At 36.1% G+C, this 14714-nt stretch carries 17 protein-coding genes and 1 tRNA gene; 11 read left to right on the forward strand and 7 right to left on the reverse strand.

Annotation, left to right across the window (positions count from 1 at the left end; genetic code table 11):
• Nucleotides 1-3: 3 nt before the first annotated feature.
• Nucleotides 4-363 (reverse strand): GntR family transcriptional regulator, encoded by a 360-nt coding sequence (locus A9178_RS13890; protein WP_068676291.1) that lies wholly within the window; start codon nt 361-363, stop codon nt 4-6.
• A gap of 669 nt (nt 364-1032) precedes the next feature.
• On the opposite strand from A9178_RS13890, the gene A9178_RS13895 reads away from it, so the two are divergent.
• Entirely contained in the window at nt 1033-1800 is a 768-nt protein-coding gene (locus A9178_RS13895) for an exodeoxyribonuclease III (RefSeq protein WP_068676293.1), read from the forward strand.
• A 42-nt stretch (nt 1801-1842) separates the two neighbouring features.
• Nucleotides 1843-2241 (forward strand): VOC family protein, encoded by a 399-nt coding sequence (locus A9178_RS13900; protein ID WP_068676295.1) that lies wholly within the window; start codon nt 1843-1845, stop codon nt 2239-2241.
• A gap of 43 nt (nt 2242-2284) precedes the next feature.
• On the opposite strand, the gene A9178_RS13905 is transcribed toward A9178_RS13900, so the two are convergent.
• Nucleotides 2285-3232: an MBL fold metallo-hydrolase gene (locus A9178_RS13905; protein WP_068676297.1), complete on the reverse strand. Its 948-nt coding sequence runs from the start codon at nt 3230-3232 to the stop codon at nt 2285-2287.
• Nucleotides 3233-3396: 164 nt separating this feature from the next.
• Here A9178_RS13905 and A9178_RS13910 point away from each other — a divergent pair, with 164 nt between their 5' ends.
• The 7 genes from A9178_RS13910 to A9178_RS13940 all read left to right on the forward strand — a co-directional run bounded on the left by A9178_RS13910 (nt 3397) and on the right by A9178_RS13940 (nt 9137).
• Nucleotides 3397-4008 (forward strand): spore coat protein, encoded by a 612-nt coding sequence (locus A9178_RS13910; RefSeq protein WP_231889855.1) that lies wholly within the window; start codon nt 3397-3399, stop codon nt 4006-4008.
• 366 nt (nt 4009-4374) lie between these two features.
• Entirely contained in the window at nt 4375-5178 is an 804-nt protein-coding gene (locus tag A9178_RS13915; RefSeq protein WP_068676299.1) for a TIGR00266 family protein, read from the forward strand.
• A 102-nt stretch (nt 5179-5280) separates the two neighbouring features.
• Complete coding sequence (locus tag A9178_RS13920; RefSeq protein ID WP_068676301.1) at nt 5281-5460, forward strand: YfhD family protein; 180 nt, start codon at nt 5281-5283, stop codon at nt 5458-5460.
• Between the two features lie 88 nt (nt 5461-5548).
• Nucleotides 5549-5992, forward strand: coding sequence for a YueI family protein (locus A9178_RS13925; RefSeq protein WP_068676303.1), 444 nt, complete (start codon nt 5549-5551; stop codon nt 5990-5992).
• An 86-nt stretch (nt 5993-6078) separates the two neighbouring features.
• A complete protein-coding gene (locus A9178_RS13930; RefSeq protein WP_068676305.1) occupies nt 6079-6327 on the forward strand; it encodes a DNA alkylation repair protein in 249 nt (82 codons plus the stop codon).
• Between the two features lie 126 nt (nt 6328-6453).
• On the forward strand, nt 6454-6978 hold the full coding sequence (locus A9178_RS13935) for a type 1 glutamine amidotransferase domain-containing protein (RefSeq protein ID WP_068676306.1): 525 nt from the start codon (nt 6454-6456) through the stop codon (nt 6976-6978).
• A 167-nt stretch (nt 6979-7145) separates the two neighbouring features.
• A complete protein-coding gene (locus tag A9178_RS13940; RefSeq protein WP_082918203.1) occupies nt 7146-9137 on the forward strand; it encodes an acetoacetate--CoA ligase in 1992 nt (663 codons plus the stop codon).
• Nucleotides 9138-9161: 24 nt separating this feature from the next.
• Here the strand turns inward: A9178_RS13940 and panF are convergent, their stop codons facing one another.
• Nucleotides 9162-10595, reverse strand: a complete 1434-nt coding sequence (gene panF, locus A9178_RS13945) for a sodium/pantothenate symporter (protein WP_068676310.1) — start codon at nt 10593-10595, stop codon at nt 9162-9164.
• Entirely contained in the window at nt 10592-10882 is a 291-nt protein-coding gene (locus A9178_RS13950) for a YhdT family protein (protein ID WP_068676312.1), read from the reverse strand. Before A9178_RS13950 ends, panF begins: the two co-directional genes overlap by 4 nt.
• A gap of 128 nt (nt 10883-11010) precedes the next feature.
• Here A9178_RS13950 and A9178_RS13955 point away from each other — a divergent pair.
• Nucleotides 11011-11083, forward strand: a tRNA-Ala gene (locus A9178_RS13955).
• Nucleotides 11084-11238: 155 nt separating this feature from the next.
• Here A9178_RS13955 and A9178_RS13960 read toward each other — a convergent pair.
• Entirely contained in the window at nt 11239-11982 is a 744-nt protein-coding gene (locus A9178_RS13960; protein ID WP_068676314.1) for a MerR family transcriptional regulator, read from the reverse strand.
• Between the two features lie 166 nt (nt 11983-12148).
• On the opposite strand from A9178_RS13960, the gene A9178_RS13965 reads away from it, so the two are divergent.
• On the forward strand, nt 12149-12661 hold the full coding sequence (locus A9178_RS13965; protein ID WP_068676315.1) for a hypothetical protein: 513 nt from the start codon (nt 12149-12151) through the stop codon (nt 12659-12661).
• 40 nt (nt 12662-12701) lie between these two features.
• Here the strand turns inward: A9178_RS13965 and A9178_RS13970 are convergent, their stop codons facing one another.
• A complete protein-coding gene (locus A9178_RS13970) occupies nt 12702-12890 on the reverse strand; it encodes a hypothetical protein (RefSeq protein ID WP_068676317.1) in 189 nt (62 codons plus the stop codon).
• A 117-nt stretch (nt 12891-13007) separates the two neighbouring features.
• Complete coding sequence (locus A9178_RS13975; RefSeq protein ID WP_068676319.1) at nt 13008-14552, reverse strand: BCCT family transporter; 1545 nt, start codon at nt 14550-14552, stop codon at nt 13008-13010.
• Between the last annotated feature and the right edge of the window lie 162 nt (nt 14553-14714).

The following is a 14714-nucleotide window of genomic DNA, read 5'->3' on the forward strand; positions in this document are numbered from 1 at the left end:
CCCCTATCCTTCTACATATTTTTCTTTGAGTAATCCAATAACTTCATCCAATGAAGCATTAATTGGCCGAATAGCTGTTACAAAATTATCAATTGCCTCTGAAATCAATTCATCACGTATTCTACCAATCACTTCCTCATTCTTCGTGATTTTGCTTGGACTATTCCCCTCCGTAAAAATCAAACCAGCTTCCTCCATTTCTTTATACGCACGTTGCGCAGTATTAGGATTAATTTTCAATTGATTGGCTAATTCTCTTCTAGATGGGATTTCCTGTCCTGGTTCATAATGTCCTGATGCTATTTGTTGTTTAAAATGCCGAATAACTTGAATATAAACAGGATCCCTTTTATTAAATTTCATAAAAACATCTCCTAAGTATGTTTTAGTTTTAATGTATTATCCTCTTAATACACTTCATCCGTAAAAAATGTATTAAACGATTAGTACACTATAACGAAACTGATGTATTAGACACTTAATACATCCCTGTTGTGTATTATATGATTAATACACTTTCCTTGTCAACATTATTTCCATAAAATATTTCGACATAATATTGCCCAAGAAATATTATTTCAACAATTTATGATCATTCCCTATATTACCTTCATTCCATCATTCTTAATTGTGTTAAAATGTCTAATAATGCCTGTTCAAAAAGGAGGATGAAAAGGACCCAGCAGTTCGAGGCGGCCTAGCTTTGAGGCAGAAAAAAGGCATTTCTGCATAAGTGCAACTAAGGCATTCGCCGAAGAACATGGCGAACGCCAAGTTTTCTAAGAACGGAACGTATGCAATTAATACGTGGGTACGGACTTGCATAGGATGTGCTGACTTCTACGTTGCCCACAGAATAAGGAAAGCTTCCGCGGTCATACACCGCACGCAGAAAAAGCGTTTTTCTTTTTCAAGGACGTGGGCGTTCTTAGTAGAAGTCCCGCTATAGCCAACGAAGAAATGCGAAGTGTCATTTTCACCGGACTTTCTGAACAACCACTAATAGCTTGAAGGCAAAGGAGAGTTAATTGAATGAAACTAGTTTCATGGAACGTAAACGGATTACGCGCCTGTGTAAGAAAAGGATTTTTAGATTATTTCGAGCAAGTTGATGCAGATATCTTCTGCTTACAAGAAATAAAACTACAAGAAGGACAAATAGACCTTGAATTAGATGGTTATTATCAATATTGGAATTACGCTGAAAAAAAGGGGTATTCTGGAACAGCGGTTTTTACTAAACAAAAACCATTGTCAGTTTCCTATGGCGTTGGTGACAATGAAACAGAAAATGAAGGTAGAATCATTACGTTAGAATTCGATACCTTTTATTTAGTAAATGTATATACACCGAACGCTAAAAGAGATCTATCTAGATTAGATTACCGCTTGGAATGGGAAGATGAACTATACCATTATTTAAAACAATTGGACGAGAAAAAACCGATAATATATTGCGGAGATTTAAATGTTGCTCATCAGGAAATTGATTTAAAAAATGACAAAACCAATCACGGTAACTCTGGTTTCACAACTGAAGAACGTGGAAAAATGACGCGTTTATTAGAATCCGGCTTTACTGACACGCTTCGTTACTTTTATCCAGATAAAGATGATATATACACATGGTGGTCCTATATGAAAACCATTCGTGAGCGGAATATAGGTTGGAGAATTGACTACTTTATTGTTTCCGAACGAATGAAGGACCTTTTAAAAGATTCCCATGTTCATTCTCATATATTAGGAAGTGATCATTGTCCAATTATGTTGGAAATTAAGTCTTCAAACCAAGATTAGAACAATTAGAAAAAAGGATACTGTTAATGGAGGTTGAAAAAAATGAAAAAACTTATTCCGCACGTTCGCATTGAAAATTGTAAAGAAGCCATTGAATATTATCAACATATATTTGGTGGGGAAATTAAGAATACACAGTTAGCAGATGGAATTGAAATGTTTAAGGGACATGAAGGGAAATACATCCACGCAGAATTACACATGAATAAAGATTGTATTATCTATTTTGCAGACTCACTAGGCAAACAAATGATAAATGGAAATAACATTCTCTTCGGACCTGATTTAGAAAGTGAAGAGGAGATAAATAAAATTTACAATGATTTATCCCAAGAAGGTGAAATCCAAATGGAGTTACAAGACACCTTTTGGGGCGCTAAACATGCAATAGTGAAAGATAAATACGGAATCGCATGGGAATTAAACTATACGAAAAAATAATTTGGAAAAGCACTCAATTCTTATTCTTGAGTGCTTTCATTTATCACTGTTTTATTTTTTGAAAATAATCAATGATTCCTAAAGCACATACCTGCATATCTAAGTTGATAATAATATATACTTCATGTTCATCAGGAATCCCTAATTTTCTTAACTCAAGCTTAATTTTCCCTAATAACCTCCGAGCTAGAACATCATAACCCTTTCCTTCAGCTATAACCTGTTCCCCTTCCTCTACAAACACTTCCAACCAATGCGATACCTGACTTAAAGCATCATCTACTTTTTCAGACCAACTAAAATGGCTGTAATAGATTCGGCTAACGTTCATTTCTTTTATCTTATTAATTGACTTTTCCATTGCGTCTGGATCGAAATGATTCGGTGATGTAGATGGTAAGAAAAAGTCAATACCTAATGGACTAAGTTGTTCATACCGAATTCCAACTGTATCTCCAGTAAATATCCCATTACTAACAGGATCTAATATACTAAAGTGATGTTTGGCATGACCAGGTGTATCGAAAAATTCCAATATACAATCAGGGCCTATTTGTAACGTATCCCCTTCTGTTTTGACAATAATCTTATCTTCAGGAACAGGTATAATGGGATCGAATAATTCAGAGAAACTGTCACCATACACTGCCCTAGCCCCTGCAGCTAATTTCCTAGGATTAATTAAATGACTTTTGCCTTTTGGGTGAACGACTACTTTTGCATTCGGACAATCCCTAATTAATAAACCCGCTCCCCCTGAATGATCAAGGTGAATATGTGTGACTATAATATATTTTACTTGATCAAGTGCAAACCCAAGTGATTCCAATCCTTTTTTGACATATTTAATGGACGGACTTGGCCCTGTTTCAATAAGAGTAAGTTCTTCCTCATCTATTACATAAGTTCCCGTTCGATTCTCAATATCCAAATCAAAACCATCAATAAGCGAAATTCTGTCATCTATTCGAATTGGATCTTTTTCTTTCATCAACCTTCCCCCCATTTTACATTTATCTAGCCTTTATGTTAGCACAAAAACACGTATACATTTACATTAAAACCAATTTTTGTATCTATTAGCATTTTTAAAATCGAATAAGTCTTCCTTGTTCGTTAATAATAATCGTGACTAAATTCAAGGAGGTCATTTTATTGCATACTCAACAAAACCAAAATCTACAGGGTTCATCTCAAATTCCAGATCAGTTTAGTCATGGTGGGCATGAACTTATTGAGGCCCACGGAGCTATCGGCGGAATACTTGGGGGAATGGAACAGTACATGCTTTATCAGCAACATGTACAAGATCCCGAATTAAAAACGATGATGACAAAGCATAAAGCGTACCTCACACAAGTTTACAATTCACTAGTGCAAGCTTTGAAGACAGGGCAAGAACCAACAATCAAGACACAAACGTATAATTTTAGTCAAACAAGCAATAACACTATATACGGTATGCAACCATCCCAACCTAAAACCCCGGCACAATCTGTCAATGAAATTAATGATCAATGTGTAACAGGGTTTATGATGGGGATCTTAAAATCTAATGCCTCTGCCTTTACAATGGCTGCCCTTGAAGCTACAAACCCTGTAGTCCGTCGAGTTTTTGCCGATAGTGTACCAAATATTATTGAGATGGCTTATGAATTATTCCTATATGAAAACAGAAACCAATATTACCAAGTCCCACAACTAAGCCAAGAAGATATGCAAATTTATATGAACAGTTTTGGAGTAGTTCAAAGTCAAACTCATTAACAGAAAAACGTGCACTCTATTATTAGAGTTGCACGTTTTTTTAGCATAAAAGTATTTTCGCTAAAACCCAGTCTTTTCGTCACTTATATGCTGATAAATGCCGAAACACGGAAAAAATCCTGTCCTTCTGTTACTCATAGGGCTTATGAGTGACGATATGCAGAAAAAAATCAGTCTTTCCGTCACTCATAGAGCTGATGAATGCCTGAATGCAGGAAAAATTTCATCATTCCGTCACTCGTGGGATTGATTAACACTAAGCATTTCCTCAAAAGCTCGGCGACGACAAGTTTCAAAGTTTTTGAATCCTATTTCCATAGTAAAACGTATATAAAGTAAATAAAATTAAGGGGATGAAATGTAAATATGAATAACCATGAAATTGACTATAAAATATATGGGGATGATATGCAATTTGTTGAGGTTGAACTTGATCCAGATGAAACTGTAATTGCTGAGGCTGGTAGTTTAATGATGATGGACGACTCCATCAAGATGGAAACCATTTTTGGCGATGGTTCCTCTAATCAAGGAAGTGGTTTAATGGGGAAACTTCTAGGAGCGGGGAAACGTGTTTTAACAGGTGAAAGCTTATTTATGACAACTTTTACTAATTCAGGAGTAGGGAAAAAACATGTTTCATTTGCATCACCGTATCCTGGAAAAATTATTCCAATGGATTTAAGTCAAATAAACGGGAAACTTATCTGTCAAAAAGATGCATTTCTTGCGGCAGCAAAGGGAGTTTCTGTAGGCATAGAATTCCAAAAGAAACTTGGAACGGGTTTCTTTGGCGGGGAAGGATTCTTAATGCAGAAATTAGAAGGCGATGGAATGTCCTTTGTGCATGCGGGTGGTACAATTCATAAAAGAGAATTATCCCCAGGAGAAATGATTCGAGTAGATACAGGATGTCTTGTCGCTATGACAGGAGATGTCGATTACAATATTGAATACGTTGGTGGAATCAAAACAGCATTATTTGGTGGTGAAGGATTATTCTTTGCGACCTTACGTGGCCCAGGAACCGTTTGGATACAATCCTTGCCATTTAGCAGACTAGCTAGTCGTGTATTTGCTTCTGCTCCTCAGCGTACAGGATCCAGTTCTAAAGGGGAAGGAAGTATTGCTGGAGGTTTATTTGATATTTTAGGCGGAGACCGAAACTAATAATACCTTGTTTACCATAATGTGTCGCCCTTTTTAAGGTTTAGGAACAGACCATTTACACATACTATCTTTGTAAGATCCTTTAAGAAGGGTGGAGTTATCATGGGTGGAAGAGACGATCATAACAGCAACAGTAAAAATTTCTTAGCACAAACTCCAAAAAATCAAATATTAGATGGTCATGATATCGAGTTTTCACAAGAATTAGCTGATGCTGATGATGTGAAAGCACAAGAAAGAAGTAAAGCTGCTCACCAAAGAGCAAAACAAAGAAAAAAATAACTTAGCTACATTTAGGCGGTTCTATTTTGAATCGCCTTCTTTATTTAGTAAAATAGAAATAAATACGACAATAGAGGCGATAAACAAAATGAGTTCTAAAGAAGTAAACGATTATCTTACAGAAGGAATGTACGGTACACGATTACCAAAAGAAGAAGAGAGAAAAAAATATTTAGGTACGTTAAGGGAAAGAATCGTGCTAGCTCTTACAGTTGGACAAGTCATGTCCGATAAAGGAATCAATAAATTGGAAGAAGCAATGAAAGCAAATAAAGGGGCAAAACTTTTAATCAATGGGCATGTTTCTACTCGATTCATGACAGAGGAAAAGGCACTAGCAAACAAGTATAACATTCCCTATACAATCATTACGGATGAAACAAATGAAACGGATATTGGTGCAGTTTTAACATTTGATTATGCTGTTGATAAAAAGGATATATTTATTAAAGATACACAAGAGGAAGATGAAAGTAATAAAGTAGAAAAGAATAACTCTCTTTTCTCAAAAGTGAAGAATTTGTTTAAATAATAAGTCTGTTCCTATTCCTAAGGGACAGACTTTTTTCTAATATTTTTCCCATAATGAGAAATAATATTTAAAGGAGGTGTTTTGTAATGAGTCAAGCTTACCGTTGTCCTAATTGCAAAACAAACAGATCGCGTTTTAATTTAATTGAACAAGTTCCAAAACCAGTAAAATTAGACGCGAACACTGGTGAGGTTTTAAATGATTACTCAAATGACCATGTAGAAGTATTTCATAATCTATATAAAGGTCCTAAATACCGGATTCAATGTGCATATTGTGGATTAATAGAGGATGAACACACTTTTATACAGTACGCTAAGTATGATGGACAATAAAAGCTATTATCAAACATTGCTCATAAAAAAGCAATGTTTTTTCATGTAGACATAATATCATATTAATCGAATTAATAACGATAGTTTGATACACTTAAGATAAGTAATCATTTAAGGGGGAAAAAGATGCTTCTTAAGGATAAAAAAGTCATAGCACTCATTGAAGATGATTTTGAAGATCTTGAACTTTGGTATCCCGTGCTTCGTCTCAAAGAAGAAGGTGCAACGGTCCATTTAGTAGGAAATGAAGCAAATAAAAAATACATCGGAAAATATGGTGTACCAGCTGAATCTGACTTTGCATTTGAAGATGTAAACGCCGATGATTATCAAGCTATTTTAGTACCTGGTGGCTGGGCGCCCGATAAATTAAGACGCTATCCACAAGTACTAGAAATGGTACAGAAGATGGATAAGTCCCAAAAGGTAATTGGACAAATTTGTCACGCTGGATGGGTTCTTATTTCTGCAAATATCTTAAATGGAGTAAAAGTAACAAGTACACCAGGAATTAAGGACGATATGACAAATGCCGGAGCAGAATGGTTTGATGAAGCTGTAATTGCGGATAATCACATTATCTCAAGCCGTCGACCTCCTGATTTACCAGACTATATGAGAGTTTTTATTGAAACACTAGCTAATAAGTAATCTTACCTTTAGCATTTTTATTTTCCATAAACATATTATTTAGTAGAGGCAACTAGGCATTCGCTCGTATGATAAGCGTGTGCCTAATTTTTTTATTAGACTTTACTCCATATCGTTATATATAATAATTATAAATAGTCGAATAATTCCATGGAGGAGTGATTAAATTGAGCACAATTAAAGAAGGAACTCTATTATGGGAACCTACCGAAAAGCAAATAGAGAAAGCTAATATTACTAAATACATAAGCTGGTTAAAGTCACATAAAAACTTAAATTTCACTAATTATCAATCGCTTTGGCAATGGTCTGTCAATCACATTGAATCATTCTGGGCATCAATTTGGGAATACTTTCAGATTCAATCTAAAAATCCATATGAAACTGTTTTAACAACCCATACCATGCCGGGTGCAAAATGGTTTCCTGAATCTCTTATTAATTACACAGAACACATTTTTAAAAATAGAAGAGATGACCAAATCGCTATTATTCATACCTCTGAAAATAGAGAGAAAGCCGAAGTAACTTGGAAGAAGCTTTATGAGGATACAGCAAAAGTGCAGAAAACATTAAGAAGGTTAGGTGTAGTCAAGGGTGATCGTGTCGTTGCTTATATGCCAAACATTTATGAAACCGTAGTTTGTTTCTTGGCAACAGCAAGCCTCGGAGCAATTTGGTCCAGCGCTTCTCCTGATTTCGGAACCCAAAGTGTTATTGATCGCTTTAAGCAAATTGAACCTAAAGTAATGATAGCGATAGACGGATACGAATATGGTGGTAAGACATTCAATAGAATTGAAACCGTTGCCAAAATTCAATCTGAACTAACATCACTTGAAGCGACCATCGCTATTCCGTACTTAGATAATTCGAATGCTAATTTTAGTTCTTATAAAAATCCTATTCATTGGAACCAAGCTGTTTCATCTGACGAGGAAAAGTTGGTGCTCACCTATGAATATGTCCCTTTCAACGATCCACTTTGGATATTATTTTCCTCTGGGACTACTGGTAAACCAAAACCTATTGTTCAAAGCCAAGGTGGTATTTTATTAGAGCATTTAAAAGCATTAACATTCCACGTAGATCTCGGTAATGATAGTCGCTTTTTTTGGTTTACAACGACAGGTTGGATGATGTGGAATTTCCTTATAGGAGGGTTACTTACTGGCAGTACCATTGTTCTATACGATGGTAATCCTAGTTATCCCGATAAGAACCGACTATGGAAGTTAGCAGAGGAAACAAAAACAACTGTTTTCGGAACAAGTGCTAGTTATATTTCCGCTTCTATGAAAGATAATATGAAACCAGGAGAATCCTTTGATTTATCATCCTTAAAGAGTATAAGCTCGACAGGCTCCCCTCTTCCTCCAGAAGGCTATCAATGGTGTTATGATTATGTTAAGAAAGATTTATGGATAGCTTCTGTGAGCGGAGGGACAGACGTCTGTTCGGCATTTATTTTAGGTTCGCCCATTCTTCCAGTTCATGCTGGTGAATTACAATGCCGTGGTCTTGGCGCAAAAATTGAAAGTTTTGATGATAATGGTCTAGGGAAAATAGATGAAATTGGGGAACTTGTTTTAACGGAACCTTTCCCGTCCATGCCAATCTTTTTCTGGAATGATAAAGATGGATCACGTCTACATGAAAGCTATTTTGATGTATTTCCAGGAATTTGGCGACATGGTGATTACTTAAAGATTACGAATCGGGGTACTTGCGTCATCTACGGTCGCTCTGATGCAACGATTAATCGAGGGGGAATTCGGATTGGAACAAGTGAAATATACCGGGCAGTTGATCATGTTGATGAAATTGCTGATAGTTTAATGGTAGATGTACCAAATCAAAACGGAGACTCCACCACCCCACTTTTTGTTGTGATGAAGGATGGTAGTATCTTAACAAATGAATTAAAACAATCCATTAAAAAACAAATTCGTACTCAATGTTCACCAAGACACGTTCCTACAGGCATCTATGAAGTACCCGATTTACCTAGAACATTAAATGGTAAAAAACTAGAAGTGCCTATTAAGAAGTTATTAATGGGGAAATCAGTAGATCAAGTAGTCAATAAAGGGTCTTTAGCCAACGCAAAGGCATTAGATTACTTTATAGAGTTTGCAAAGAATTATGTAAGGAACTAAATCTTGAGATTTAGTTCCTTACCTTTACAAGCTCAACCGTTCCTTTCCATACATTAGACTAAACCCTATGTAAGCAATAAAAGATAAAAATAAGGAGGTTACAACAGTGTGCATTCCTAATGGATCTGGATTAAAGGTTTGAAATAGTACATAAGAAGCTATACCAACGACCATCGATGCAATTGCTCCATATTTATTTCCCTTTTTCCAATAAAGTCCCATAATAATCGGCCACATAAATGCGGCTTCTAGTCCCCCTATTGCAAAGAGATTCATCCAGATAATTAAATCTGGTGGATTTATCGCCATTAAAAACACAACAATCCCAAGTATTCCTGTTACCCCCATACTTAGCCGCTGTACATTTTTTCTAGGGGCATCTGGTTTAATATAGTTAATATAAACATCTTTCACTATGGTTGAACTTACCAATAATAATAAGGAGTCCACAGTAGACATAATCGCCGCTAGCGGGGCCGCTAACACAATACCAGCTAACCATGGAGGTAAGACTTCCAGTGCAATTAACGGCATTACCGTATCTCCAATTTCAATACCAGGCAGAATAGAACGCGCGAACACACCAATTAAATGCATATTTAACATAATAAACCCAACCACAATTGTTCCAATAATAAGTGCGCGATGAAGGGATTTTGTATTTTTATAAGACATCGCACGGACAGCAATTTGCGGAAGTGCTACTACACCAACTCCGACCAAAATCCAGTAAGAAGAAACATAGGTTGGTGTTAATGTTCCATTTGCACCAAATGGTGTAATAAGGTTCGGATTCTCCATTCGTAAATCCTGAATAATATTAGAAATTCCTCCACCAGCCCAAACAACAGCAATTAATAATATTAACGTTCCCACAAGCATAATTATTCCTTGAACCGCATCTGTTAATGTTACCGCACGAAATCCTCCAAATGTAACATATACTAATACCGTAAGAACAAAAATAAATAATGCCGAAGTATAAGGTAATCCGGTAAGAGACTCAATTAAGCGCCCTCCCCCTATCCACTGTGCAGCCATTGTAGAGAAAAGGAATACAACGATACTGAATGCGGAAAGTAACACTACCCACTTGGATTGATACCGTTCTTTTAGAAAGTCTACTATGGTAATTGCTTTGTATTGGCGAGTTATAATGGCGAAGCGTTTTCCCAATATCATTAAGGTAAAGTAACCAGTTGCCACCTGTGTTACCGATAAAAGCACCCAGCCTAATCCATCATTATAGGCAACACCTGGACCACCTATGAAACTACTTGCACTTCCATATGTAGCCGTCATCGTCATAGCTAAAACAAAGCCACCTAAACTACGCCCACCTAAGTAATAATCTTGTAGAAATGATTCCGATGACTTTTTTTGACGACTAGCAAATAACCCAACTAAAAATATTAAAATTACTGTTCCAAATAGAGTAATGGTAGCTTGCCAATTCATTTATTTTTTAACTCCTCATCCTCAAATGGTATATCTTTAAAGAAACCTTTTACAATGATAAATACTAATATAGACATGACGATAACTCCAAGTACACAACTATAAAAAAACCATGATGGAAATCCAAAAACATAGGAATACTGGGAGGGATCTTTACTACCCAGCCCATATGCAAAGGCAAACCACCATACAAAATTGAATAATAATAATCCCACACCAATTAAGGCTTCACGATTGCCTATTTTTATACGATAATCTCCCTCTTGATTCTTATTATCCTTACTCAAGGTTCATCCTCCTAATAAATATATATTCTATATAGTAATGCAATACTAAGATAGATGTAAATCATTTAGGCTAATTATTAAATGGATATTGAAATAAATAGTATTCCCATATATAATGGTAATAAATCGGGGCATTAGCTCAGCTGGGAGAGTGCTTGCATGGCATGCAAGAGGTCAGGGGTTCGAGCCCCCTATGCTCCATATAAGGATAGGATAATCGATAAATATTTCAATCGATTATCTTTTTTATTTTCTCTGTTTTTTTAATGTTCCCACCGTCATAACCTTTATCCTTTATACAAATAAAAAATAGCAAAGGGGCAAGGCCTATTTGCTATTTTTTCTAGTCATATTTTTTATTTTGGATCATTTCGGTCAGCATATACAGCCATCGCATCCCTCATAAATGCCGCAAGTCCTTCTCCAAACTTATCAATATTTTTAGTAAATCTTTCATCATCCACATACATTTGTCCAAGTCCTCTGAAAGCATCAAGGGAGTAATTACCAATTTTGTTTAAATAGATGTACCATAAATGAATCTTTTCCTGTGCTATATCTGAATCAGGAGACTCATTACGAACCTCAGCTAGTTTTCTATAAATATCATTAAATTCCTTTTCTAATGTTTCTTTCTCATACTTAGATAGTTTGTTTATTGTAGCATTAGATTCATCTACAACATTATCTCCCCATTTTTTTCTAGCTTCATCCTCATATGGGTTATGACTAAAATCAAACCCCTCAAATTTCTCTTTATCTGTCATCTTAATTTCCCCTTTCTGGTGTTGAATAGTCTTATCTATCGTTTGAATCATGTCATCAATGCGCTTTCTTTTTTCTATCAACATCCCTCTCTGAATCTCCAGCGCTTCTTCTTGCTTATAAAAAGGGCTATTCATAATCTCTTTTATTTTCTTTAAGGTAAATCCGATCTCCTTAAAAAATAATATCTGTTGTAATCTTTCCAAATTCTCTTCCGTATAAACACGGTATCCGGTAGTAGATATTTTCTCCGGACTTAACAAACCTATATTATCGTAATGATGGAGCGTACGGATACTTACTCCAGCAAGCTCGGATACTTTTTTTACATGCATTGTCTGGCCTCCCCTTAATCACACTATAAGGCATTACGTAACGTTAGGGTCAACTCTTTTTAAATGACCTTGTTATGGGTTATGGCCCAATCTTCACTATAACTATATCCATCTAGACTTTTCCCCATATAATGTAAAGAAATAATTTTAGGGGGGAATAGATATAATGAACCATTATCATCCTCATCAGCATTATTCACCATATTTTGATGATGAAAGGCAATTTAATTTACCATGGTTTTTATTTAATCAAATGTTTGGAAACACTGGGGGATACCCTGGAACGGGACCGGGATATCCCGGAGCAGGACCAGGATATCCTGGTGGAGGATTCCCGGGGGCCGGACCTGGGTTTCCTGGTGGAGGTTCTCCAACTGGCCCTGGACATTTCCCAGGACAACCAAATACGCCGGGTCAGGGAGAACAAGCAGGACCACCAACAGCACCACCACCTAATTTCACTCCTCAAAAATCGCAAACCCAGGTCTTTGCAATAGATCCTGGTGGAATACGTGGTTGCTTATATCGTTTCACTTATGTTTGGTTAAGAAGAGATGCTTTCTGGTATTACCCAACCTTTGTTGGAAGAAGATCTATAGCGGGTTGGAGATGGAATGGTTGGAGATGGGTATACTTCGGAATAGACCTTGACCACATAGAATCCTTTCAGTGTTTTTAACTAAATAGGAAATAGTTATTGGTGCAATCAAATTCCCTCCTTATTCATAACTTGGATTAAAAGGAGGGATAACCATGAACATTTTAGCCCTTTTATATTTAGCTGCAATAGCTGCTGGTTTTTCACTAATTGGAATAACAATGGTTACTTCACTCTTTACTGGTTCGTTTGCAACCTTAATTGTGTGGATTGGGGCAATTACAGTAATCGTATTTTCATTGGCTATCATTTTTCTCGGACTCCGCGCGCTCTTAAAAAAACACTTTTAATCTAGGTTATTTTAATTAGAATTAATAAAAAACCTTCACCTATTCCAACTTCGGCACAGGTGAAGGTTTTTTATATTTTAATATCTATTTACTTTCTTTCTCATTTCTCTTTCCCATATTAGACCTTGTTGTAGGGCCATTTTTCTAGCAATTCGTGGTGCGTTCCATAATGGCGGTAATATAAGAAGTGATACAGGTACTGCTGTTATGACTATCGAATTTTGAATAGCTGCAATACTGTTCTCTCCAATAGTCAAAATCATTACAGTAGTAAGACCGAAGATAACTGCCCAAAATACACGAAGCCATTTTTTCGGATGATCGTTACCTTCTAACGTTGCAGCTACGGTATAAGCCATTGTATCCGTTGTTGTTGCAACAAAAATAATAGAAACTAATAAAAAGGCTAGCCCAAATAATGTCGGCATTGGCAATTGACTCGTTATTGCCATTACTGCTGCCTCCATTCCACCTTCACTTAAGGCAGTAGAGATAACTCCCGGATTTTCGATTTCAAAGAACACTCCTGTTCCACCAACAATGGAGAACCAGAAGTTTGTTACTAATGGTGCAACAATAGAAACAGCAATAATTAGTTCTCGTATCGTTCTACCGCGAGAAATTCGGCTAATAAAAACAATTAACATAGGTGCATAACCGATAAACCAGCCCCAGAAGAAGATAGTCCATCCACCTAACCAATCATGATCACCACGATATAAACTCATTTCAAAGAAGTTTTGAAGATGAAACCCTGTTCCACCTATAAAGGCATCGAGGATGAAAGCTGTTGGACCAATAACAAGTATTATAAGTGCTATAAGTATAGTGAATTTAACATTATAATTACTTAAAATATAGATTCCACGATCAACCCCTGTTGCAGCTGAAATCCCAGCAATTGTTACTAAAATTAAAACAACAAGGATACTTATCGTTAATGTATTAGGAATACCAAATAGGTGATTTAAACCATACGATATTTGTAAACCTAAAAAACCTAAAGGTCCTAGAGTCCCTGCTACCGTTGCAATAATAGAAAAAGCATCTGCTGCGGTACCAATTACACTTTTATGATAAATTTTCTCTCCAAAAATCGGATACAATAATCCTCTCGGTCGTAATGGTAATTTCTTTGTGTAGTGGACGTACATCATTACAATTGTAGCTAACGTACCTAGAATCGCCCAAGCAGTAAAACCCCAATGTAAATATGATTGCGCAAAGGCTGAAGGAATATTGTTAAATTCACCGCCGCCAAATAATGGTGGTGTTTGCATGTAGTGGTTCATCGGCTCTGAAGCAGCCCAAAACACACCTCCACTAGCAAGCAACGTAACTAATATCATCGAAACCCAACCAAAAAAGCTATACTTGGGCTTATCCATATTCCCTAACTTTACTTTTCCATATTTAGAAAAGGCAAGCCCTAATCCAATAAGAAAGTTTAATAGAAGTAAAACTTGCCAATAAGCTCCAAAGAATTCAGCAGAAAGAGAGAATAATTTGTCTATCCCGCTTCCAACCATATCACTATTTATAAACGATAAAACGATAAATAAAATTAAAAATCCACCACTTAAAATAAATACAGGCCAATCTAGTTTTTGTTTTGATTTCACGTTTTTCCTCCTAATTTTTTAGGAGCAAGCGTCTAAAATTTAATATTGCTTTGCCATTAAAGACCGTTGGATGGAATTGAATAAAAGAGGTTTCACACACTAAATGTATTCAATGACAAATCCACCAACTTGCTCTATCTTTTGACACAGTTTCCCATTATA

The sequence above is a fragment of the Oceanobacillus sp. Castelsardo genome (assembly GCF_001659985.1).
In the GTDB taxonomy this organism is placed as follows: domain Bacteria; phylum Bacillota; class Bacilli; order Bacillales; family Amphibacillaceae; genus Oceanobacillus.